The sequence below is a fragment of the Echinicola strongylocentroti genome (assembly GCF_003260975.1).
In the GTDB taxonomy this organism is placed as follows: Bacteria; Bacteroidota; Bacteroidia; order Cytophagales; family Cyclobacteriaceae; genus Echinicola; species Echinicola strongylocentroti.
The window spans coordinates 3,554,450-3,578,740 of the sequence record NZ_CP030041.1 but is presented as its reverse complement, the minus strand read 5'-3'; the positions used below and the strand labels follow the sequence as shown (position 1 = coordinate 3,578,740).

The 24,291-nt window shown below is 44.0% G+C and carries 20 protein-coding genes and 1 riboswitch; of the genes, 10 read left to right on the top strand and 10 right to left on the bottom strand.

Features of this window, described 5'->3' with window-relative positions; all coding sequences use genetic code 11:
- Positions 1-143: 143 nt before the first annotated feature.
- Positions 144-1,442 carry a voltage-gated chloride channel family protein gene (locus DN752_RS13980; protein ID WP_112784523.1) on the bottom strand — a complete coding sequence of 433 codons (1,299 nt, stop codon included), beginning with the start codon at positions 1,440-1,442 and terminating at the stop codon, positions 144-146.
- A 33-nt stretch (positions 1,443-1,475) separates the two neighbouring features.
- A riboswitch (Fluoride riboswitch) is annotated at positions 1,476-1,546 on the bottom strand.
- Positions 1,547-1,599: 53 nt separating this feature from the next.
- Here DN752_RS13980 and DN752_RS13975 point away from each other — a divergent pair.
- On the top strand, positions 1,600-2,499 hold the full coding sequence (locus DN752_RS13975; protein WP_317048496.1) for a TIGR01777 family oxidoreductase: 900 nt from the start codon (positions 1,600-1,602) through the stop codon (positions 2,497-2,499).
- Between the two features lie 94 nt (positions 2,500-2,593).
- On the opposite strand, the gene DN752_RS13970 is transcribed toward DN752_RS13975, so the two are convergent.
- Positions 2,594-2,770, bottom strand: coding sequence for a PLDc N-terminal domain-containing protein (locus DN752_RS13970; RefSeq protein WP_112784522.1), 177 nt, complete (start codon positions 2,768-2,770; stop codon positions 2,594-2,596).
- Between the two features lie 139 nt (positions 2,771-2,909).
- Between DN752_RS13970 and DN752_RS13965 the strand changes: the two genes are divergently transcribed.
- Together DN752_RS13965 and DN752_RS13960 are read left to right on the top strand one after the other, a co-directional pair.
- The gene (locus DN752_RS13965; protein ID WP_112786552.1) at positions 2,910-5,474 is read left to right on the top strand and encodes a M14 family metallopeptidase; all 2,565 of its coding nucleotides are present in this window, start codon (positions 2,910-2,912) and stop codon (positions 5,472-5,474) included.
- 338 nt (positions 5,475-5,812) lie between these two features.
- Positions 5,813-6,316, top strand: a complete 504-nt coding sequence (locus DN752_RS13960) for a hypothetical protein (protein WP_112784521.1) — start codon at positions 5,813-5,815, stop codon at positions 6,314-6,316.
- Between the two features lie 34 nt (positions 6,317-6,350).
- Here the strand turns inward: DN752_RS13960 and DN752_RS13955 are convergent, their stop codons facing one another.
- The gene (locus DN752_RS13955) at positions 6,351-6,620 is read right to left on the bottom strand and encodes an acylphosphatase (RefSeq protein WP_112784520.1); all 270 of its coding nucleotides are present in this window, start codon (positions 6,618-6,620) and stop codon (positions 6,351-6,353) included.
- Positions 6,621-6,838: 218 nt separating this feature from the next.
- Between DN752_RS13955 and DN752_RS13950 the strand changes: the two genes are divergently transcribed.
- The 4 genes from DN752_RS13950 (at position 6,839) to DN752_RS13935 (ending at position 11,301) form a co-directional block, all read left to right on the top strand.
- Positions 6,839-7,939, top strand: a complete 1,101-nt coding sequence (locus DN752_RS13950; RefSeq protein ID WP_112784519.1) for a vWA domain-containing protein — start codon at positions 6,839-6,841, stop codon at positions 7,937-7,939.
- A 2-nt stretch (positions 7,940-7,941) separates the two neighbouring features.
- Positions 7,942-9,468, top strand: coding sequence for a P-loop NTPase family protein (locus DN752_RS13945; RefSeq protein WP_112784518.1), 1,527 nt, complete (start codon positions 7,942-7,944; stop codon positions 9,466-9,468).
- Positions 9,469-9,628: 160 nt separating this feature from the next.
- Positions 9,629-10,555 (top strand): ketopantoate reductase family protein, encoded by a 927-nt coding sequence (locus DN752_RS13940; RefSeq protein ID WP_112784517.1) that lies wholly within the window; start codon positions 9,629-9,631, stop codon positions 10,553-10,555.
- A gap of 251 nt (positions 10,556-10,806) precedes the next feature.
- Positions 10,807-11,301 (top strand): heme-binding domain-containing protein, encoded by a 495-nt coding sequence (locus DN752_RS13935; RefSeq protein WP_112784516.1) that lies wholly within the window; start codon positions 10,807-10,809, stop codon positions 11,299-11,301.
- A gap of 112 nt (positions 11,302-11,413) precedes the next feature.
- On the opposite strand, the gene DN752_RS13930 is transcribed toward DN752_RS13935, so the two are convergent.
- A complete protein-coding gene (locus DN752_RS13930; RefSeq protein WP_112784515.1) occupies positions 11,414-11,635 on the bottom strand; it encodes a VF530 family protein in 222 nt (73 codons plus the stop codon).
- A gap of 51 nt (positions 11,636-11,686) precedes the next feature.
- Here DN752_RS13930 and DN752_RS13925 point away from each other — a divergent pair, with 51 nt between their 5' ends.
- The gene (locus DN752_RS13925; protein WP_112784514.1) at positions 11,687-13,003 is read left to right on the top strand and encodes a DEAD/DEAH box helicase; all 1,317 of its coding nucleotides are present in this window, start codon (positions 11,687-11,689) and stop codon (positions 13,001-13,003) included.
- A gap of 131 nt (positions 13,004-13,134) precedes the next feature.
- On the opposite strand, the gene DN752_RS13920 is transcribed toward DN752_RS13925, so the two are convergent.
- Both DN752_RS13920 and DN752_RS13915 read right to left on the bottom strand, forming a co-directional pair.
- Entirely contained in the window at positions 13,135-15,096 is a 1,962-nt protein-coding gene (locus DN752_RS13920; protein ID WP_112784513.1) for a DUF3857 domain-containing protein, read from the bottom strand.
- On the bottom strand, positions 15,093-16,937 hold the full coding sequence (locus tag DN752_RS13915; RefSeq protein WP_112784512.1) for a transglutaminase-like domain-containing protein: 1,845 nt from the start codon (positions 16,935-16,937) through the stop codon (positions 15,093-15,095). Before DN752_RS13915 ends, DN752_RS13920 begins: the two co-directional genes overlap by 4 nt.
- A 198-nt stretch (positions 16,938-17,135) precedes the next feature.
- Between DN752_RS13915 and DN752_RS13910 the strand changes: the two genes are divergently transcribed.
- The gene (locus DN752_RS13910) at positions 17,136-17,600 is read left to right on the top strand and encodes a MaoC family dehydratase (protein WP_112784511.1); all 465 of its coding nucleotides are present in this window, start codon (positions 17,136-17,138) and stop codon (positions 17,598-17,600) included.
- Positions 17,601-17,882: 282 nt separating this feature from the next.
- Positions 17,883-18,470, top strand: coding sequence for a hypothetical protein (locus DN752_RS13905; protein WP_162633218.1), 588 nt, complete (start codon positions 17,883-17,885; stop codon positions 18,468-18,470).
- Between the two features lie 271 nt (positions 18,471-18,741).
- Here the strand turns inward: DN752_RS13905 and DN752_RS13900 are convergent, their stop codons facing one another.
- The 4 genes from DN752_RS13900 to DN752_RS13885 all read right to left on the bottom strand — a co-directional run bounded on the left by DN752_RS13900 (position 18,742) and on the right by DN752_RS13885 (position 24,266).
- A complete protein-coding gene (locus DN752_RS13900) occupies positions 18,742-21,174 on the bottom strand; it encodes a TonB-dependent receptor domain-containing protein (RefSeq protein WP_112784509.1) in 2,433 nt (810 codons plus the stop codon).
- A gap of 677 nt (positions 21,175-21,851) precedes the next feature.
- The gene (locus DN752_RS13895) at positions 21,852-22,457 is read right to left on the bottom strand and encodes a superoxide dismutase (RefSeq protein WP_112784508.1); all 606 of its coding nucleotides are present in this window, start codon (positions 22,455-22,457) and stop codon (positions 21,852-21,854) included.
- Positions 22,458-22,566: 109 nt separating this feature from the next.
- Positions 22,567-23,010 (bottom strand): nucleoside deaminase, encoded by a 444-nt coding sequence (locus tag DN752_RS13890; protein WP_112784507.1) that lies wholly within the window; start codon positions 23,008-23,010, stop codon positions 22,567-22,569.
- Between the two features lie 125 nt (positions 23,011-23,135).
- Complete coding sequence (locus tag DN752_RS13885; RefSeq protein ID WP_112784506.1) at positions 23,136-24,266, bottom strand: hypothetical protein; 1,131 nt, start codon at positions 24,264-24,266, stop codon at positions 23,136-23,138.
- Between the last annotated feature and the right edge of the window lie 25 nt (positions 24,267-24,291).

The window sequence follows — 24,291 nt, the reverse complement described above, 5'->3', positions numbered from 1 at the left end:
GCGTTAAGCAATTAAAGCAGGGCAGAGGGGGATTTGAAATCCCCATCATTCCGGTTCGGGATAACATATCCCGAACAGCAAAAAATCCCGTTGTCAGTGAGCATTTATATCTGTCCTTCTTACGGAACTATACTTCACATTGGTTACAATTTACCTAGCCTCTTCCCTTTGTTACGGTCTAGTGATACGTGTTTGGGAGAGCCAATTACTTGGGAACCGTAGATACCCGAATGTCCACTGAACAGGTACGCCACAACGCAGGCAAGCCCCACGTACACTCCTGATTCAGCACCAAAAAGCTCTATGCCCATCAGTGTACATGACAGCGGAGTATTGGTAGCACCAGAAAAAACGGCCACAAACCCCATCCCAGCCAAAAGCGCCATGGGCAGCGGAATGGCTCCTGAGAGCATATTGCCCAAAGTGGCGCCGATATAAAAGAGCGGAGTCACCTCACCACCTTTAAATCCGGCTCCCAGTGTCAATGAGGTAAATCCTGTTTTGGCCAAAAAATCATACCATGGCAACGGGGTCTCAAAGGCCTCCACAATTGTCGGCACCCCCAAACCAATGTACTTCGTCGTTCCGATCAAAAAAACAACCGCCGCTACCATTGCCCCGCCGATCACCGGCCTGAGTGGCGGATATTTTACCGTACTTCTAAAAGCCTCACCAAAAAACTGGGTCGCCTTCGAAAACAACCGCGCCGCCAAGCCAAAACATATTCCTGCAGGAATGATCCATAATACATTTACCAAGGTCAGGTCAGGAATAAAGGGAATATCATAAGGCGTATGATGGGCATGCCAATAATCTGCACAAGCATAATCAGCCACATACGCGCCTAAGAATGCAGGCAGGATGGCTTCATAGCGAACCCTTCCGACGATCAACCATTCCAGCGCAAAAACCGCTCCTGCCAGCGGCGTCCCAAATACCGAGGCAAAGCCTGCCGCTACCCCAAGGGTAATGACGGCCTTTCTGTCCAATGCACCGAGCTTAAACCACTTGGTAAACCGATCAGCAATGGCTCCTCCCATCTGTACCGCTGTACCCTCTCGCCCTGCCGAACCGCCAAAAAGGTGTGTAGCGATCGTTCCGAAAACCACCAAAGGAGCCATCCGCAACGGTATGGGGGTCAACGGGTTATAAAACTCCTCCAAAAGCTGGTTATTGCCTTTTACGACGGATTCTCCATAGGTATAATACACCCAACCGATCATAAAACCTCCCACTGGAAGTAAGGCTATCATATACATGTGAGCTTCCCTGAAATGGGTAGCCCATTCGAGACCAAATAAAAAGAATGCGGAAGCAGTCCCCACCAAAAGCCCTATAAAAATAGCCAACACGAGCCATTTAAAGGTGTACAACAAGCTGGGAACAAATTCGGAGGTTACAAACCTCTTAAAATGAATCAAATCACGCGCCCTCTCCAACATAGACATTGCAGTTTAAAGGAAATTTATATACAAGTTGAAGCAGGAGTCATCAGCACTGAAAAAATCAGGGCGGTTAAAGGTGGTACCCCATCACCTAGGACAAATATATACTTTTTCTTAACTTATCCCGAAAGATACAGTTATTGTATTAAAAGCCATGATGAAAAACATATTGATCACTGGAGGATCCGGATTGGTGGGAAAACCCTTGACCAACGCCTTGGAAGGTAACGGCTACCGTGTTGCCTGGCTAAGCAGGTCACCCGACAAGCAGCCTCAAAAGAGTTTTGGCTGGGACATTAAAAAAGCATACATCGATGATGAGGCCCTCTATTGGGCAGATGCCATCATTCATCTCGCTGGCGCCGGGGTAGCGGAAAAACGATGGAGCCCTGCTCGAAAAAGGCTGATTCTGGAAAGTCGTACGCAATCAGCAGAGCTTTTATTCAGCCAACTCCGAATATCTGAAAAAAGACCAGAAGTCATCATTTCTGCTAGTGGGGCCAACTATTACGGGCTGGACAATGGCGACGAATGGCTCAATGAACAAAGCCCACTTGGCAATGATTATTTGGCCATGGTGGTGGACAAATGGGAAAAATCCATCTTCCAACTCGGAAGCTTAGGTATCCGTACGGTCGCCTTGCGCACAGGGGTAGTACTGGACCGAAATGGGGGAGCACTACCCCAAATGCTACAACCTCCTGTAGCAGCACCTCTAGGAAGTGGGAACCAGTACATGAGCTGGATTCACCTCCAAGACCTGGTCCAAATGTACATGTATGCCCTGGAGGCCACCAACATTACTGGAAGCTATAATGCGGTCGCTCCACAACCTGTCACCAACCGTGTTCTCACCAAAAAGGCCGCCGCCGCTAAAGGCAAACCATTTATCAACTTACCTGTGCCCGGTTTTTTGCTCAAAATGGTCTTGGGTGAAATGGCAGGAATGATCTTGGGAGGCAATAAAATCTCTTGTGACAAAATCATCAGTGGTGGCTTTAGGTTCCGGTATGCGACCTTGGACCATGCACTGCAAGAGCTTTTCAAAAAGTAGCCATCTTCCCATTTTCCTCCACGCCCGTGCGCTAGGCTGAGTCACACTGATTTCCAAAGCAGAAAATGGGCATTAAAGCAATTGCTACCTTTGCTCACAATATGGCCTTGCCCCTTCCTATCAAAAACCACAAAATAGACCCCACCAAAGGAAGTAACACCACGATCAGCACCCAAATAACCTTATCCGTATCGGTGTGAAATTTGCTTCTTACCACATCTACGATGGTAAGTATATAAATAATTGTCCCTATGATGCCTAACTTTCCCATATTCCTTGTTTTATATCGAAAGATAAAAAACACTATTCGATCAGTTTATTTTACCTTCAGAATTAATTTACTTAATTTTTTCAATAATTATTGTGCAGCTTTGAACAATCATAAAATCAAACCTTCTAATAAAAAAAAGATGTTGAAAAGATTATTACCCCTTTTTCTCTTTTTAGTGGCTTTTCAGGGCTTTGCTCAGGAAAAAGTCTCTTTAGACTATTACATGAAACCAGGGTACACTTATAACCAGGATATCCCTACCCCAGAGTCAGTGCTCGGCTTTAATATCGGTGAATGGCATGTAAGCTATGACCAAGTACACATGTACATGAAAGCCTTGGCCGATGCCTCTGACCGGGTAAAGTTTGAGGTCATTGGCCGCACATATGAGCAAAGGCCCCTAATGATGCTCACCTTTAGCCATCCTGATAACCTTGGCAGGCTGAATGCCATCAAGTTTCAACGGGCCCAACTTCGCGATCCTAGCGAATCCCGGAACTTGGATATTGAAGAAATGCCCGCTGTGGTGTACATGGGATACTCAGTCCATGGCAACGAAGCCAGTGGTGTAAATGCGTCACTCTTGGCTGCCTATCATTTTGCTGCCGCCAATGAAATAGATGAAGACCTCAAAAACATCGTCATCATCATGGAGCCCGGTATCAATCCTGACGGCATCAACCGTTTTGCCAGCTGGGTAAACAGTAACCGTAGCATCCATATGAACGGCGACCCCAACAACCGGGAACTCAATGAAGCGTGGCCTCGTGGGCGTACCAATCACTACTGGTTTGACCTCAACCGAGACTGGCTGCCAGTCCAGCACCCTGAATCCAGAAGCAGAATTGCCAAGGTACAGGAGTGGAAACCCAATCTTGTACTGGACTTTCATGAAATGGGCACCAATAGTACCTTTTTCTTCCAACCGGGTATCCCAAGCAGGAACCATCCGCTTACACCATCAAAGAATTTTGAACTGACAGAAAAGATCGCCCAATATCACGCAAAACACCTGGACGAAATAGGATCGCTCTATTTTACCCAAGAAAACTATGACGACTTCTATTACGGCAAGGGCTCCACTTACCCTGACGTACAGGGACAAATAGGGATTTTGTTTGAACAGGCCTCTTCCCGCGGACACCTTCAGGAAAGTATCAATGGCCCCCTAAGCTTCGCTTTCACTATTAGAAATCAATTTACCGCATCACTTTCCTCGTTCGAAGCAGCGGTAGCGATGAAAACGGAGCTTAACAACTACATGCGTGATTTCTATATCGATGCCAAATCCGACGCTGACGCAGACACCAACAAGGCGTACATTTTTGGATTGGCCAAGGATAATGGAAGGACATTTCACCTTGCAGACATGATCCTTCAACACAAGGTCAAACTGTACAGCCTCAAGGAAGACATGACAGTCAATGGTGTAGACTTTAAAGCAAACAAAGCCTACATCGTTCCCCTTAACCAACCTCAGTACAGATTGATCAAGGGGATGTTCGAAACCCGTACGGAGTTTCAGGACAGTTTATTCTATGATGTTTCGGCTTGGACTTTGCCCATGGCCTTTGATATGGAGTTTATGGCGGTCAACAGCCGCATACTTAACTTGGCCAATGTCGAGGAAGTCAATACAGGCCTGTCCATGCCGCAAGGCAAAGTAGAAGGAGCTGCCGGGGCTTACGGATATGCCTTTGAGTGGAACGAGTACTATGCCCCAAAAGCAGCTTACCAGCTGATGGACAAAGGCTACAACCTCCGCGTGGCCCATAAGCCATTTGAAGTCAGTGCAGAACTGAAGTTTGGCAGGGGAACAATCTTGGTGGACAAAGGAAGGTCGGGAGCTTCTGACCAAGCATTTTTTGAGGACTTGCAAGCGACCGCCCAGAACACCGGAATCATCATCCATTCCGTCAACACGGGATACACAGGAGGCATCAACATGGGATCTCCAAGCATCGACGTCCTTGAAAAACCGGAGGTGGCCCTTTTGGTAGATGGAGGGGTATCCAGTTATGAAGCAGGTGAGATATGGCACTTACTTGACCAACGCCTAGAAATGCCTATCACCCTATTACCTACGGGCCTGGTCTCCCGGGCAGACCTCAACAGGTACAACACCCTTATCATGCCCAATGGCAGCTACGGAAACCTCAGCGGCAGTGTTACCGAGGACCTGAGAAACTGGGTTAGTAAAGGGGGAACGATCATCGCAAGAGGGAGAGCCCTAAACTGGCTAAGTGATCATAAAATTGGTGAATTCACTTTTAAAACAGCAACAGAAAAAGACAGCACGCTCCAAAAAAGCTACGCTAACTTTTCCAACGACCGTGGTTCAAAAGTCACTGGAGGAGCTATCTTCAATGTAAACTTGGACCTTACACATCCTTTGGGGTATGGCTATGAAGAGGAAGAATTATACACTTTCCGGAACAGCAACCAGTTCTTACTACCATCGGAAAACCCCTATGCCAATCCATTAATCTATACTGACGCCCCTTTGGCAAGTGGATATGTATACCCTTATAACTTGGAGCAAATGAAAAACACTGCAATGATCCGTGTTTCGGCAGTAGGCCGCGGCAAAGTCATTGGTTTTGTGGACAACCCCAATTTCAGGGCCTTTTGGTTTGGAACCAACAAACTATTTTACAACAGTATTTTCTTTGGTCAGACCATCAGTAGCAGTTCTGCACGATAAGCCATATATCCTCTAAAGGCTGTCTCATAACAAGAAAACACGTCCTTAAACCCGGATTATGCGTTAGGAATCGTAGTGAGAGCTGAAATTGCAAGAAAATCAGTTAGTTTGGAGGTATAACCGTAGCGGTGCTACGCTAATGCCTCCAAACTAAAGTGAAACGACTGATTTTGAAGCAGTTTCAGGTCACAACACCTGTGCGCCGTGGCGTAGATAGGCTAATGCATAAATCGGGTTCAATAGTGCATTCCTCGGCCCTAGCCCCGAAAAAGTACAAACAAAAATTTTACGTTTTGGCGATAAAAATGTAATTTGCGGCGTTATTCGTTATCCTTGCCATGATTCAAAAGTTATTTCCGTTAGATAAAAATTATATTCTCCGTCAGGCTCAGTCTGTCTTGGAAGAAGAATTAACGGAAGTCATGGTCACGGAACTGAAAAATTCCTACACGTTACTTTACAACCCGTTGGGCTTGGTAGATAATACCTACCGACAAATTATTGAAACCAACACCTTCCCCAAAGACCGTATCAAGGTCATCTATGAGCAGTTGAGTGGGATTTATCGTTTCAAATACGGTTCCAACCAGCTTGAATTCCTATTTGACGGCCGTAGTCACCTCGACAAATATCAAGAAGACTGGAAGACACAATTCATTTATTGGCTGCGGGAATTGGGCCATCATGAATCGTATGTAAAGACCATGCTGAGAATGACCGTACTTTTCGACACGGAAAACAGGGCTGAATTTGCCGAAAACCGTTGTAAGAGTTTTGTGAATGAATTTTTCGATTTGAAAATCGTCAAAAGAAAAGGTGAACTTAAACTGAAAATAGCCTAAAATCCAGTACCACTTCCATAGTGATGATATCTGCTCAGGATTTGATTTCAAATTTATCAAAAGGTTTATCGTAGCCCTCATCAAGTAATAACAAGTAGGTGACCTCTGCCTTTGGAGGCCCTTCCTTCAACCACTTTTCCATCATTTTTATTTGTGCTTCAGTACCTTGGATAACAGTCAACACTGATCCATCTGGTTCATTCTTCACCCAACCCCTTATTCCTAAATCCAATGCCTTCTCAAGTGTACTTTTTCTAAAAAACACCCCTTGCACTTTACCTATTACTTTATACTTTTTGTTCATTTTTGGTAAAAATTAATACAATGACAAATTAAGCAAAGATCAAATTCTTTAAAACCTCTTTTATATTCTCGGACAATTATTTGTAAATTAAATGTGATAAGTAACAGTCATTAGCTTACAATTAAAAAAGGAGCTGTCTAAAGCCAGCTACATGTGATTTTTATAAAAAATAGACAAATTCCAAACTACCTTCGGGCCAATCTTGTTATCACTTCTATATGAAAGGATTTAGATTTACTAAATACACCCCTCAAAAAGACCCCAACAAAAGTACTTTTGAGAACCTTCTTGAAGTGTTTCTTCAGCTGATCACCATGACAGGTGGTGATGTAGGAGAAGCGCTGAGCTGGTTGACCAACCTCGACAATCGATATGGAATGACCAATCCTCAATATGGGATAGGTGATTTTATCGATGATCTCAAGGATAAAGGCTACCTGACGGAAGAAAATCAAAAAGGTGAAATAAAAATCACAGGAAAATCGGAGCAACAAATCCGCAAAAGCGCCTTAGAAGAGATTTTTGGTAAACTTAAGAGAGGCAAAGGAGGCCAACACCGAACGACGCACTCTGGTCAAGGGGACGAAAAAGGAAGTGACCGCAGACCTTTTGAATTTGGGGACAACCTCGAACAGATAGCCCTGACTGATTCCCTCCGCAATGCCCAGATTAACCATGGCTTTGGCGGGGATTTTCTCCTCACCGAAGATGACCTGGAAGTCACTGAAAACGAATACCGTACCCAGACCAGTACGGTGCTGATGATCGATATTTCCCACTCCATGATCCTTTATGGCGAAGACCGTATCACACCTGCCAAAAAAGTAGCCATGGCACTCGCCGAACTGATCAAGACCCGCTACCCCAAAGACACCTTAGACGTTATTGTCTTTGGCAATGATGCTTGGCAGATCGAAATCAAGGACCTCCCCTATCTTCAAGTGGGGCCATACCACACCAACACAGTGGCAGGATTACAGCTGGCAATGGACCTATTAAGAAAGCGGAAAAATCCCAATAAACAGATCTTTATGATTACCGACGGGAAGCCTACTTGTCTGAAAGTGGGCATCAAGTATTACAAAAACAGCTTTGGCATTGACAGCAAAATCTTAAACGAGACCCTGAAACTAGCCGCACAATGTCGAAAAATAAAAATACCCGTTACCACCTTTATGATTGCATCCGATCCTTATTTAAAGGAATTTGTACAGGAGTTTACCAAAGCCAATAATGGAAATGCCTACTACAGCAACCTTAAAGGTCTGGGGCACCTTATTTTTGAAGACTACAGAAAAAACAGAACAAAACGCTTTTAAGCATGACATACCAGCAATTGAAGAGCAAAGATTTATTAAAGATAAAAACACTCGGCGAACTAAAGGCCAGTGGCTATCAGCCCAAATCCATCAAAGAAGAACTTCGCCAAAACCTGATCCTAAAGATCAAAGCCAAAGAAAATGTCTTTGCGGGCATTTGGGGATATGAGGACACTGTTATTCCGGACATTGAACGTGCCATTCTTTCGCGGCACAACATCAACTTTCTGGGACTAAGAGGGCAGGCCAAAACAAGAATAGCCCGTCAAATGACGGAGCTATTGGATGAATATGTGCCCATCGTAGAAGGAACTGAGCTCAATGACGACCCTTTGCAGCCACTGACCAGTTATGCGAAGGATTTAATTGAAGAAAAAGGTGATGACACACCAGTCAGCTGGTGGCACAGAAATGAGCGCTACACAGAGAAACTGGCGACTCCTGACGTCTCGGTAGCCGACCTCATCGGTGACGTAGACCCCATCAAAGCGGCTACACTAAAGCTCTCCTACAATGATGAACGGGTCATCCACTACGGACTGGTGCCGCGCTCCCACCGCTCTATCTTTGTGATCAACGAGCTGCCCGACTTGCAGGCCAGAATCCAAGTGGCCCTGTTTAACATCCTGCAGGAAGGCGATATCCAGATCCGGGGCTTTAAGCTCAGGCTGCCCTTGGATATCCAGTTTGTCTTCACTGCCAACCCTGAAGATTATACCAACCGGGGCAGTATCGTCACACCACTGAAGGACCGTATCGAATCCCAGATCATTACCCACTATCCTAAAAACATTGAGACCGGTAAGAAGATCACTGCCCAAGAAGCTAAAGTCGACGGGAAACCTATGGACAAGATCCATATTCCGGAACTAATGAAAAACCTGATCGAGCAAGTAGCTGTAGAAGCTCGTACCAGCGAATATGTGGATGAAAAAAGCGGCGTATCTGCCAGGCTTACCATATCGGCATACGAAAACCTCCTCTCGGCAGCAGAACGCAGAATCTACCTCAATGATGAAAACGAAACGGTCACGCGAATAGCCGATCTTATCGGAATCATCCCTGCCATCACAGGAAAAGTAGAGCTGGTCTACGAAGGAGAGCAGGAAGGTGCCGGACTAGTGGCCTATAACCTCATCGGAAAAGCCATCAGAACGTTATTTGCCGAACATTTCCCCACTCCTGAGCAGAAGAAAAAAGACAAGGAAGGCAACCCTTATGTCCTGCCACTTTCTTGGTTTGGCGAAGGCAACCATATTGACATTTTGGCTTCTCAAAGTGACAAGGAATACAAAAAAGCCCTTCATGAAGTCCCTGGGCTCGAAAAAGTCACCACGGACTTCGTAAAACAACTGCCAGAAAAGGAAAAGGAATTTTATATGGAGTTTGCCCTCCACGGCCTCGCAGAATACAGCCAGCTCAGCAAAAAACTGCTAGACACGGGCATGCAGTTTAAAGACCTCTTCAGCAGCATGTTTGACATGGAAGCTCCTGATGAAGATGATTTTGATGACGAAAACTTAAACTGATTGATTATAGGCTGCCCCATAATCCATTCTGCTGATCCCCGACCGATCAGCGGTATTCGGGATGTTTGGTTATCTTATTGACCCATCGCGAAGCACAGGTTTATGTGGCAGCCTCCATTTTATCCATCATTAATAATTTTACCATTAACCCCATCCAAAAATGAAAATTGGTGTTCTGGGAATAGGAGGAGTAGGAGGATTTATTGGCGCAAAACTGGCCCATGCCTACCAAAACGACCCTGCTGCTGAAATCATCTTTATCTGCCGGGGAACTACCCAGCAAGAAATCTCCACAAATGGCATTAACCTACACGCCGATGGGCAGCAGATCCATACCAAACCAAGCATTGCAAGTGATGATCCTGCGAAAATAGGTCAGCTCGATTTGTTGATCATCGCGACGAAAGCCTTTTCGCTTCCATCAGTGATTACCAATTTTCAAGATTGCATTTCCACTGACACCGTAATCCTTCCCCTACAAAATGGCATCAATGCTGCCGAAACCATCCTTCAACAATTTCCTAAAAACCCGCCTACCGTTTTAGAAGGCTGTATTTATATTGCCTCCAACATTGAAAAGCCCGGAGTAATCCACCATGTAGGAGGCCCTGGCAAGGTGATTTTTGGCAAAGAAGGGTCCGGTGATTTCCGGTGGATCACCACGCTACTCCAAAAAGCAGGAATCGATGCCCACTACACCTCAGAGATTAAAAAAGTCCTCTGGAAAAAATTCCTTTTTGTATCTCCCTTGGCGGCCATCACCACCGCTTATGATGTGACTTTTGGTGAAGTAGCGGCAAGAGAAGAACTGGTGAAGCGGTTGCAAAAACTCATGCAGGAGGTTCAAGCTGTAGCAAATGTCAAAACCACCGTTTTGCAAGACAGTGACGTAGAAGAAGCGCTTAACATGCTGTCCAACTTCCCTTACAGTGCCAAGTCTTCCCTGCAACTTGACGTGGAGCAAGAAGCCCCTCAAACAGAAAAGGCTACGTTCATTGATTTTGTGATAGCACTAGGCAGGAAAGCCCACATCAACACGGAAGCCTACCTCCTAATGGACAAATTGATTACGGAGAAAACCCACTAGGCTATCTGTACTGTAATTAGTTTTTATGATTATCCGCAACGACACCAGTAATCACAGGAAAATTAAATAGATGCTCACAGAAAACATGGGAATCTCAGAAAAGCCTTTTTTCATTCTGGGGGTTCTGTGCGTTCCGTGAGAAATAAAACCTACTGGCAATAAAGCGTATAATCAGATTAGTTTTTAATACATTTCATTTTTGCGCAGTTTGATTATCTTTAACGAATAGATCATTACAAACCACGCAAACCATGTTAAAAAAAATCCTTTTGGCACTTTTGGCCATATTTATCATCATACAGTTTTTCCGGCCTGAAAAGAACAGCTCCAATGCCCAGCCAGCACCATTGGCTGCTGACTATGTGCTCACTGATGAGGTGACGTCCATTCTCGGGAGAGCCTGCAATGACTGCCACAGCAACAGCACGGATTACCCTTGGTACGCCCACTTCCAACCGGTGGCTTGGTGGCTCGATGGCCACATCAAGGACGGAAAGCGCCACCTAAACTTTGACGACTTCACCAATGCCCCCATCGCCCGTCAAAACCACAAATTGGAGGAAATCATAGAGATGGTCGAAGAAGGGGAAATGCCGCTTAGTTCATACACCGCTCTTGGAATGCACCCAGAAGCCGACCTAACGGAGAAGGAAAAAACTACCTTGATCGACTGGGCAAGGTCACAAATGGCCATGCTAAAAGAGAAGTATCCGGCAGATAGCCTCGTCATGAAACGAAGACGCTAAATAAAAATGGGGGCGTTAGTTTCGCCCTCCTTTTAAAGCTTCAGCTGACCCCTAGTGTTGGAAGCATTTTTTTGTGGGAGGTGCCTTTCTTGGCCTATAGATGCTAAAGCAACTACTTTTTCTTCAATAGATCCATGTACAACGCCTCCACTTTGTCCCGTGCCCATGGGGTACGGCGGAGAAACTTCAGGCTGCTCTTGATGCTGGGATTAGAGATAAAACAGTTGATAGGCACTCTATCTGCTAGATTCTCCCAGCCATAATATTTGACCAACACGGTCACGATCTGCTCTAGTTTTACCCCGTGCATGGGGTTATTAGGTTGCTCTTCCATCGAATCGAAATAATTTCTGATTTATAAAGATACTTGAATTACCTTTGAGGCATGACACTTTCCAATCTAAATCAGCAAACCATCCTCCAAAACCTGGGCATTTCGTCACTTAACGAGATGCAGCAGGAAACACTAAAAGCTTCAAAGGAGCATGCAAACCTTATGCTCATCGCCCCTACGGGCAGTGGAAAAACCTTGGCTTACCTGCTCAGCTTGTTGGAGAAACTGGAAGAAAAAGAGGGCATTCAAGCCATGGTCCTTGCCCCCACCAGGGAGCTTGTCCTCCAGATAGAAAGTGTCCTGAAGCAGATGAAGCTTCCCGTCAAAGTAAATGCATGCTATGGCGGGCATATGTTCAGCATCGAGCGGAAAAACTTTTCAGTGCCACCAAGCATTTTAGTCGGCACGCCCGGCCGGATCAAGGATCACTTGGAACGGGGAACGTTCTCACCTGATTCCATCCGCCATCTTATATTTGATGAGTTTGACAAATCCCTCGAAATGGGATTTGCCGGACAAATGAAATACATCACAGGACAACTCTTTCAGGTGACGGACAAGGTCTTGGTATCTGCCACCAGTTCTATTGAACTTCCCTATTACCTGGACTTCGACGACCATTATACACTGGAGACCCAGCAAGCCACCTCCACAGACCTCAAGGTCCAAAAAATAGTCACTCCAAAAGAGGGCAAACTGGAAGGATTGCTCGCACTTATCAAAAGCCTGGGGAAAGGTCAAAATGTCATCGTTTTTGCCAATCATCGGGATGCCTGTGACCGTATCGGAGAATTCCTGGATCAGCACGAAGTGATCTTTTCCCTCTTTCGTGGTGGACTCGAACAAGACGAACGTGAATCCCAGCTGACCAAATTTCGGAACGGAAGTGCACAAGTGCTGATCGCCACCGATATCGCCGCACGGGGAATAGACATTCCCGAATTGGACTATGTGGTGCACTACCAACTGCCTCCCCAAGAGACTACCTACCTGCACAGGAATGGCCGAACAGCCCGAATGAAAGCTACGGGCACATGTATTTTGCTGATGACAGAAAAGGATTACCTCCCAAACTACCTTCAGGAAGAACCAGAGGAATTTACTCCCACACCGGAAAACCATGCGCCAGCACCGCAGTTTGCCACCTTGCACATCAACAAGGGCAAGAAAGACAAAGTCAACAAAATCGACCTAGTAGGATTCTTCCTCCAGTTTGACTTTATGGAAAAAGAGGATCTTGGCCTTATCGAAGTAAAAGACTTCTTCTCTTATGTAGCTGTAAAAAGAGAAAAGTACCCACAGGCCATTGCCGCTTCAAAAGGCCAGCGCATCAAAAGAAAAGCCATCAAAGTAAGCCTTGCAAATTAAACCCAGAATATGCATAGCCTATCTACGCCACGGCGCACAGGTATTGCGGCCTGAGACTACCTCATAACGATCCCTAATGCATAAACCGGGTTAAAATACCCGTCTCGCTCTGTGAACGAGACGGGTGATGATTATTCTACTTCTGAAATAAGCGCTGTCTTCTTCAGCACTACAGGTTCTTGGAGTTTATTGACCAAAAACTCCATAAATGTCTTTAGCTCTTGGTATTCGGAAGCATGGACAATTTCACTGTTGATATCAAGCATCATATTGATCCGAAGCAACTTATTGGCCTTGTCCTCCTGTGGCAAGTACATAAATTTGGCCAAGCCGCCTGGCATGGTTATGGCCAATTGCTCCGGATAATCATCCAGTACATATCCTTCCGGCACATGAATAGTGGTAATATAATTATCGGACACGAGGTAATTGAAATCCACAGGAAAATTCCGCTCATCCACTTTGAAGGGGTTTTCTTTATGACGGGCAATCACGATGGGACTGACCAACAGCATTTCTGTAGAATGGTCAAAGGTTTTGTACAGGTCAAATTTGCTCTCCACCTTCAAGGCACCATCCATGCTCTTGTTCATACTAAGATCACCCACATAACTATTCTCCTCCAGCTTAAACCACTCTTGGGCATCTTCTACAGCCAGCCCGCCATTTTCTTCCAAAAAATCCACTGCATCATAATCCAAATACCGCACTGCGTGGTCATAATGCACCGTATCCCCCTGAAAGGTAACGTCTACCATCTGCTTGAGACCCGATTTATGGTCTATAGTCACATTGATCAAGCCACTGTCTTTTTCCATCACCAAAAAGCCTCCCTTCACGTGGCTGTTCATCGGCAAATATCCAAAGGGCATGTGCTCCTCGGAAGTATCGGCATAAACAGGCTCTCCATCAATGACGGCCTGAACGATCAGCCTATTAAACTGGGTCACAAAAGGAAACTGCACCAAATACGAACGTCCATTGCCCTTGGTACTGATCAGCAACGGATCGGCCTGGATTCCATGAGCCCGTAACATGGCCATAAAAAGCAAGTTTAAATCCGTCTGACCGCCCACTTTGCCATCCATAAGCCGCTTCGCAGACTGGCTCGGAACAAATCCCCTCTCATCATTCAGCCCATAATGCTCCTTAATATATTCGTAAATATGGGTAGCCTTGGCCAGGTCAGTATCACCTTCCACCTCGATCTCTTGAAGATCTTTGGCTACATTGTTTCTAAAATAGGACTTGAAATTGTCAATACTGAAAAGTTCGTCTGCCAGCTTTTGCCATGAACCCAAATAGGATTCATAAATCCCATTATTACTGAAATCCTTATAGCCAGCAAGCTGAAATTCGATCCTGTCCAGGTAATCCACAAAATTGTTCATATACGGCTCTGGCTTGATCGACCTGAGATTGGTAAGTATCCACTCATTTTCGCCGTACCTACTTTCTTTACTTTGATTGGCCAAGACAAAGTTTTCCCCTTGCCCCAAAAACCTATAATCCAAATGCTCGGGAATGTCGATCCTATACCGGGAAAAAACTGTAGGAATATCATTCTGAAAACTCCAGCCATCGATAAATGTGATGGATTTTGAATACACTTTGTACTCATATTCCAAAATAGCCCCCTCCTTCACTTCAGGGAAAGTAAAGCGGATTTCCTTATAGCCATTGCCAGCATCTGAATCATAAAAATCACTTTTGGACAGCTTGGTAGTTTCCTCTTTGCCATTTTCATAATTCATCACCTGTGCCTTCAGCCCACTGACATTTTCTATGTCACCATCTTCTCCGACATAATAGCGAATGGTAATGTCGGCATGGTCCTTGGCTTTTTCACTATCAAACACCTTGATCCTTCTTTTGATCTCTGTGACCAAATGGGATCGTGCAAAAAAGCTGACGCCCTGCTCTCCCAGCACTATGGCCGAGGCTTCGGGCTCAAAACTACAGGAAGTCATATCAAGCTCTTCCTGACTGTATTTTCCCAGCTTGATCTCTTGGGAAAAACTCGTAGAGGTAAATAGAATCAGGATGGCCAAAGTCAAAATGGCCATTCCATAACACTTGGTAGAGTAGTTCATTTTCTTAAAAATATTGGTTGATTATCTAGTTGTTCTATTTGCTTGAGGGTCTTATCCAAGTCATCCTCATCGATGGAGCTAGGAAAATGAAAGTCCACTGTCCTCACTACGGTAAGGATGTTGTCCACAAACCGAATATCTTTGGTATAATCAAAAAAGTCTTCGGATAGATTCATCTCCTTTTCGCCACTTTCCAGCTCCAAGGTTTCCTCACTCACGATCTCCCACTGCTCTTCCCATTTCATAAACCGATTACTAAGCAGGTCACTTTTTATCGACTGGAACTGCGGAGTAATGATCATTCTTTTGCTAGTGGATTGGTAAAACTGCCGCAAAAACGTATCGTGGTTCAATACCACCGAGGGAATACTTTTGCTCTCATCCACACTAAGGTCAAAATCCTCAATATGGGCTCCACTGAATCCCAGGTCATGATAGAGGTACTTTTGGATGTCCTTTTCATTGAGAAGGCTCTGAGCATACAGGTAATTTTGGGCTGCAAAACCCGTCAGCTCTTTGACCTGGTGGATACGAGCCATTCCATTGCCAAGAAGGCTCACCTTAGATATATTTTTGATCTGGTTGTATTCATCCGTGTCATAGCTTGGGGTTTTGACCAAAACGCCCCCTTCATCAGTTACGGCCAGCACGTGACGGTCCTTCGTAAAACTTCCCAAAAACCCTGCAGGAAGCGTACTGGAAGTACATTCCAGCCATACCGTATCACCTTCTGCTGGAACTTGTAAAATAGCGTGGTTAAACTGGTTGGAAGAAAATGCTGCATCAATATCTTCAGCATCGCTTCCTGCTCTCACTAAAGTATAATTGGCAGGAATTCCTGCTTCTTTGAGCATGGCCTTCATCAAAAAGGTCAACCCCTTACAGTCACCATATTTCTTTTCATATACTTCATTGGCAAAGACAGGCTGAAAACCTCCGATTCCCATTTGAATACTGACATAGCGGTAATTTTGTTGCAGATAGCGGTACAAGGCCTTTACCTTTGCCCGATCTGTCTCAAGGGTGTCGATGATTTCCGCTACGGTGGCATTGGCCTGAGGAGAAAGTCCTGCTCTTCCAGCCATGAGTTCGTTCACCCATTGGCCAAAGCCATTCCACGTACTCATGTCGGCGACATAGCCTTCCATGGAAAATTCCTCTGGTGCTATTTTCACTAAAGCCGAACTATCTTTCTCAGATGTATCAAGACTGAAGAGATTCTCAAATTCCCACTTTAGTATCACCTCCCCATCGTTTTTGGAAATCAACGGGGCCTTTTCCATATTTTCCATCTTATACCGCAGTCCCAATTTCTCTGGATAGACCAGGTCCAAGGTGGCTTTTTCTACCAGCTGTTTAGCTCTTCCTTCCGGTGTCCATGATGGGATATACATGTTTCCGCTGATCTTTTGGGTGTATTCATAGGAGACCTCTATTGGAAACTGGTTGAAAGACGGCTTATAGTATTTCAATCGATCATCCTCAAACACTGACCCTTCACTGATATAGGACACGTCCTTAAAATTTTTCAGCTTTAGTTTTTCGATGGTTTTACCAGTGCTCTGGTCTGTGATTTCCCCTCCAAAGTCCTCGATAGACATCAAATCACTGTACTGAAGCCAAATGTTACCATCCTTCAGCCCATCCTTGTTGAGAATAACTATCTTATTTTTTACACTGATAAGAACCTCATAATCATCGGTAAGCCGAATGGTTTCGGCACTGTTGATCTTTGAATTAATCAGCTGTATTTCTGCTTTATCTTGGGCCGCTGCAATATTATCTATAAATAAAAGTAGCGAGAAGACAATAATCAACGTCTTTTTAAAAATCGCAATCATCTTAAAATCAAGTAAGTAGTGTTTCTTTAAAAACAAAGTAGTTTCGTCAAAACAACTATTTTTTTTTCAAAAACAATAACTTTTTTTGAGAAACGTTCATAGAAACATCAAAAATGAAGGATCAATAGGTCTCAAACCGCTGGTTTCTTATCTACTGCCTTTTGTGTATATTCGCCTATTAAATTATCAAAATACTTTATGAGTCAATTAGTCATCAACAGTTTCGAGGAATTCGAAAAATACATTGGGCAAAGCCTAGGATCTTCTGAATACCACACAATCACACAGGATCAAATCAATAAATTCGCAGATGCTACGCTCGACCATCAGTGGATTCATACCGACCCAGAAAAGGCCAAAGTAGAAGGCGCTTTTGGCAATACTATCGCACATGGCTACCTGACGCTTTCTCTTGTTCCTTACCTTTGGGAACAGATCGTAAAGGTCAACAACCTTAAAATGCTCGTCAATTACGGGATAGAATCACTGCGCTTTGCACAACCTGTAGTCGTCGACAGCGAAGTACGGCTCCATGCCTCCTTGTCCAATATCACCAACCTCAGGGGAACGGTAAAAACAGAAATGAGCATCAAACTAGAAATCAAAGGCCAGAAAAAACCTGCTTTTACAGGGAAACTGATCTTCCTCTATCACTTTAAATAAGAAAGTCGGAGATCTCCCTCTACTTTTAGGAATAAAGCCATAAACAGAACCCTTGAATGCAACCAACGTTCAAGGGTTATTTTTTACACTTTTCTATGTAAAAACATAACTATACGTACTTTGCGTACATATGCGTAGCAGTATTTTTGTCTATAGCGACTAATCCCTATATCTTATCTTTTCTGGCGTCTCGATATAACTCCTTTATTGTCAACAACATGACAATAACCCTATGACGTATGAAATGTCCTACTCAACAATACCTCACTAGATTCCAACAATATGAAAAGAATTGTTATACCCTTGATTATATTGATTTTTGTGACTGCATGTGGACATCAAGAGAATAGGGAAATGTACGCTTTACTGGACCAATTTGTACAAGAAACCAACAAACACGACGGCCGCGTGTACTTGGTCAGTCAAACCCAACCCATCAAGTACTTCTTGCATGAACATGGCTCCCTAGCCCAAGCCTACCAAAAAATAGAAAACGACCAATCACCACTGACCGACAAACCTTTTAAAAACCTGGTTTCGGAAAAAGCCTTTAGAGAAATAGGTGAAAAGCATCAAAACGAGGTATATTTTAACCTTCTTAAATCCAATCAATTTGGCATTCGACTGATTGATGAACCACTAAACACGAATAAATCATCAACGGTAAACCAATATCAGCTGGCTTCGAATGTTTCTTCCAAAGATTATGTCATTACTACTTCTAAGCCTGCTTTTATGAAGAATTATTCCATTGCCTGTATATTCTATTCCTGTCAAACAAAAGAGGCGTCTACGAGTTCGCTGGCGATCTATCAAAAGGTCAATGGGAAGTGGGCACTCACTTATGATTTTCCACTGGAAGAATGGTAAACCTGGGTTAACATCTCGAAACCAAAAAATAGCCTCCACATGGAAGCTACCTTTTTTTATTAAATCAAATCAACCTCTTTGTTTAACCCGGAATATGCATTAGCCTATCTACGCCACGGCGCACAGGTGTTGCGACCTTAAACTGCTTCAAAATCAGCCGTTTCACTTTAGTTTTCGGCATAACCGTAGCGGTGCTACGCTAATGCCTCCAAACTAACTGATTTTCTTGCAATTTCAGCTCTCACTACGATTCTTAACGCATAATCCGGGTTTAATCCAACCGGTTTCTCTCTTCGGAGCTACCACTTCTATTGGATACGTTGAATTTTTCGCCTTTTGAGAAATTCCATCTGAAGGTCACTCTTACGGCTTGCTGGTTATTATACTGACGGATATCGGTGTTGATATCCCCAAAATTGACCACACCTTTTATACCCCTTGTTCTGAAGATATCCTGGCCATTTACCGTCAAACTGAACTTGTCATCCTTAAAGGTTTTGGTGATCCCTGCATCCACCCATCCAAAGCCATTGAGTTCTAATTGGCCTTCAAGAAATGGACTTAAGTACATCGCTACCAACTCTACCTTAAATCCCTTGGGAAGGATGATGTTGTGTTGGGTTCTGGCCATGTATGAAAACTGACTGACATCCAAAAAGTCATCTCCCAACTGTGATTGATAGGCTTTGTAATAAAGCTGGACCATATTACTCGTACTGTACCACTCTGCTATCTCCACGGGTACCAACATCCTAAGACTAACATCTTCTGACTTATCGAAATTTTGCACTTGAAGGGTCGTTTCCTTCGTTTCATCGTTCTGGATCATCACTTGATCGATGGAATTGGTCGTTCTGGAATATGCCAAAGTGAACTGATATGCCTGCTTAAACACGTGGCTCATCTCAAAGTTATTGGCATACTGAGGCTTCAGGTTTGGATTCCCCTGCTCGGTCGTCAGTGGATCGATGTAAAACACAAACGGGTTTAGCGAGCGATAATTGGGACGGGTAATTCTCCTGTTGACATTATAGGTAATGGAGTAATTGTCGGAAACCTTATGCTGTAAAAACATACTTGGAAATAGGTTTACATAGTTTTGTGTATTGACTTCGTTGAGCGTTACAGAGTTTCCCTTGATATTCGAATACTCCATCCTAAGCCCTGCTTGGAAGTCAAGTTTTTTGCCCAATGGAGATTTTACGGAGGCATATGCTGCCAGGACATTTTCATTGTAAATAAAATGGTTACTGTTCTGATCTGGCTCAAAGGGCCCATCCTCTACGCTTTTTGAGATATCCAGCATATTATCGGACTCTACCCAGCTGCCCTTCACTCCCGTTTCCAGCTTTACTTTTTCGCTTAAGGGTTTGGTAAAATCCACCTTGGCCGTAAAAATGGTATACTCCATATCATTGTCCGTCCTTATCCTGTCCATGGTACCCGCTTCGGTAGCTTCATTGACCCAGTAATTATTGGTCAGGAGACTAAGGCTTCCTCCATCCACGACCGTGTAATCCACATCGGCCGAGAGCTTTGTACCCAAGGTATCCAAATTACCAACGTAGTGAAAATTGGTAAAAAACCTCCTATTGTCTGATTCACTGTCATTGAGTGCCTGAAGGTGATTGATGTCTCCATTATCTGGATTGGAAATATCAGTAAGTGAATTCCCATCTTCTTTTCCATTATAGTCTGAGGCTTGGAAGTTAAACCCTACTGAATGCTTTTTGTCAATTTGATAATCGGCACCTCCTGTAAGAAATAAGTTCTCACCACCCAACTCAAGTAAGGCATCTTGGTCAAACTCAGAAGTTCCATTTTCTTCTTTAAACCGCCTAAGGATCTGTAGATCAATATCCCTTACCCAGGTATTATAGTTTAGGCTGACATTGGTAGTCCATTTGCCTCGCTTGAGGTTCAGGCTTCCTCCTGCAAAGGGAGCATGGCGACCGTTATAGTAATTCCCCGCCTGAATACTGCCATTCATTCCGTTATAATCGTTCTTTTTCAATTGGATATTGAGCACGCCTGCCGCACCTTCGGCATCGTATTTTGCCGGGGGATTATTGATCACCTCTATGCTTTTGATATTATCCGCAGGCATGGCCCTAAGAAAATTGGCCAAATCCTTAGCGCTCATATAGGTTTGGCGATCATCGATCAGCACGATCACACCAGAGCGTCCATTTAGGTTGATGTTTCCATCTGCATCCACATAGACCCCGGGAGACCTGCCCACCACATCAAGTGCCGTACTGCCTTCTGCCATGACGGTACCTTCGACATTTACGATGGTCCTATCTGCTTCTATCATCACTTCCGGCCGACTACTTCTCACTTCTACTGCGTCGAGAGCGGTCGCCTCTTCTTCGATCCTGATAACATCGAAGTCCTTTTTCATTCCAGATGTCATCTCAAAAGCACCGGAAGAGTAAGTCTTATAACCAATCGAAGACACGCTTAGGATCATCTGTCCAGCTGCTGAAGTGCTTATTTCGAACGTCCCATTTTCGTCAGAAACTGCCCCGGCAATCATATCCCCAGATCCTGCCTTTAAAAGTGAAATATTGGCAAAGGGCAACACTTCTCCATTTGTATCTTCTACTCTGCCACTGAGCTTTCCCGACTGCTGCGCCAATGCTTGGCTCATACCCAAGAGGAAGAAAAACAAGACAGTGCTTAATTGGTAAGGTATTTTCATAATTGTTTCAGTTTCGATGCTATGACCTACCTTTAGAAAAAGCAGTGCCAGACCAAAAATTATTTTGTATTTAATTGTATTTCAACTACTTATAAAAACAACCTTTAAGAAAAGTGTACGGTTTCGTACAATCTGATCGTTCATTTACAAACAGTCTGTTCACTCTATCAGGAGAGACATGAAATAGGTCCTCACAGAAACCGCGGAAAGCACAGAAAAGCGTTGTTTCATTCTGGGTTTTCTTGGTTACTTTTTTGACCTGAAGCAAAAAAGTAACAAGGTAACAAAGTGATAGTCACGCTATTATTTGGCAAACAAAATAAAAGTTACCCTCAGTAAATCATATAGAACCCAAAAATTACAACCAGCCGATAACTAATTAACCTGAGCTCGACTTATTTTTAGTATAAAAAGCGTCATTGCGAACCCTTTTTAGGAGGATGTGGGTTGGAAAAGGGTGTGGCAACTCGCCGCGGCGAGCTGCCACGGCTTCCACCCCTCAACTCTCCCCCTAAGCCTCGCAGTGCATGTGCCGACCACTGTACGGAAACGGTTTTATAATCGAACTGAGGTTATTAGCCAATCCCCGCTTAGCTCTTTTTGATGCAAAAAAAATCCCCGACCCGCTTCAGCGAATCGAGGATGTTTCTCAGTTAATTATACGTTGGCCGTCCAGCTTATTTGGCGGCAGCATATCTTTTGCTCACTTCTTCCCAGTTTACCACATTCCAGAAAGCAGAGATATAATCAGGTCTTCTGTTTTGGTAGTTCAGGTAGTAAGCGTGTTCCCATACATCAAGTCCGAGGATTGGAGTACCTGGGCACTCAGCGATGTCCATCAATGGGTTGTCTTGGTTTGGCGAAGAGCATACACATAGCTCTTTGTTCTTATCTACACACAACCAAGCCCAACCTGAACCGAATCTGGTAGCAGCGGCTTTGTTAAATTCTTCTTTGAATGCATCAAAAGACCCAAACTTGGCGTCGATATCAGAAGCTAAATCTCCTGAAGGCTGACCTCCACCATTTGGAGATAGGATGGTCCAGAAAAGAGAGTGGTTAAAGTGTCCTCCACCGTTATTTCTTACCGCTCCGTTAGAACCGGCTACTTTCATCAATTCCTCAAGGCTTTTACCTTCCAAGTCAGTTCCCGCAACAGCATCGTTCAATTTAGTTACATAACCATTGTGGTGTTTTCCATAGTGGATTTCCATTGTCTTAGCATCGATATTTGGTTCCAATGCATTGTAGTCATACGGTAGTTTTGGTAATTCAAAAGCCATTGTTTATAAAATTTTATGGTTAAACATTAAAATAATTCCTTACTTCTAAAATCACTTATCTTTTCAACCAAGATAACGTCAAAAGAGTTCTATAATATGTCTGAAAATCCTACTTTCTCAATTTTCGAAAAAAGGCATCCAATAACTCTTTCGCCTCCGTCTCCATCAAGCCCCGACTTACCTTGGTCTTGGGGTGCAATAGGTTTTCGTTCATCCTGCCATACCCCCTCTTAGGATCAGAGGCTGCAAAATGAATACCACCTAGCTGTGCCCAAAAACTGGCTCCTGCACACATCACGCATGGCTCCAATGTGACATATAATTCACACTCTGTGAGGTATTTTGCCCCAAGGGAATCTGAGGCTGAGGTGATCGCCAAGATTTCAGCATGGGCAGTAACATCAGTAAGCTTCTCCGTTTGGTTATAAGCCCTTGCTATTACCCTATTTCTACAGACCATCACTGCTCCTACTGGAATTTCACCTTCCTCAAAAGCCGTTTTTGCCTGCTTCAAGGCCTCATTCATAAAATATTCAGGTGTATACAATTCCATACCAGGTGATTTTGGCAAATGAAGTTAAGGTAAATTTAGCGACAGACAAAGCCCCAAGCTATTTCAGGACGCAAGGTTTTAATAATGAGGCAAAAAAAAAGCGGCTTCCGCCGCTTCTATAATTCTTAAAAGATCAAATTGAAAACTTCTTCCCTGACACCTTCATTAATAATAAGTGCCAGTATCAAGGAGACAATCAATCCGATGGCCGCTTTAAACACATCATTTCTTGCCAACAAATAAGCGCGTACCAGCCTAGCTTTCCTCTTCTTCAATTTTTTTGACTTGGCCAATGCAATGGCGATTTCCCGTCCTCCTAAAAGTCCAATAAACACCCAAGTGGTACTCATCGGCATTTTACTGTGCATCTTAAAGTAGAACAGCAGAATACAATACACAAAATCCACGATGGTCGCAGCCCTCACATCGGTTACCTGTGTTTTTTCATTGACGATACCTTGGATACGATCTCCTTTAAAGTAAAACAGAAATCCCATCCCAAAGAAAATAAAGCCAGCATAGGCCACAAATTCATAAATATTCAAGACCCTCGGCAAGAACACCGCAATATTTGCAGCATCTTGCATCAACCACAGCGACCAAAGTGTCCCCGAAGTAATCCACTGGAGTACATACCAGTAGTTTTTGGTTTTACCTTTTAGATAACTTGTGACAAACTTCTCCAATACAAACCATACCACAATCGCTATGACAAAGGCCAATAAATAACCGATCAAACTCTTCTGTACCACCCCGGCAATTGTTCCTGCTTTGTATGTAAAAACATTAAGCAACAAAAACGTTGTGGAAACAGGCATCCGTAACCGGGTCATCACCATCAGCACAATAGGTGACGCGAGTTGGAGGAATACAAACTTCTCAGGGGCTTTGTCCAGTCCTTTTACATAAAGGCGCTGATAGCTGACATCTCCTCCATAGGTCACCCAGCTATATATCGCCGTAGCCACAAAAATCCCTCCCATAAAAAACCATAGCCAATACCACTTTCTACGCTGATTGGAAGCTATAAAGGTTCCGATGGTCTGAATACTGTCGTTACCGATCGCTGAGTAGGCAGCTAGGGAAAACCCAAACCACATAGCGGCATAAGTGTACTGGGTAATAAAACCAGCAATGGAAACCAGAATACATAAGACAATTAAAAAGGATTTTTCTTTCTTAGTAAAATCAAAAAGTGAATAGGCCGCTTTTGACAATGCGTCCTGGTTAATGTTTTGATCTTTTAATTTAGCCATAGATTTGTTTTTGGCGATTATCGAG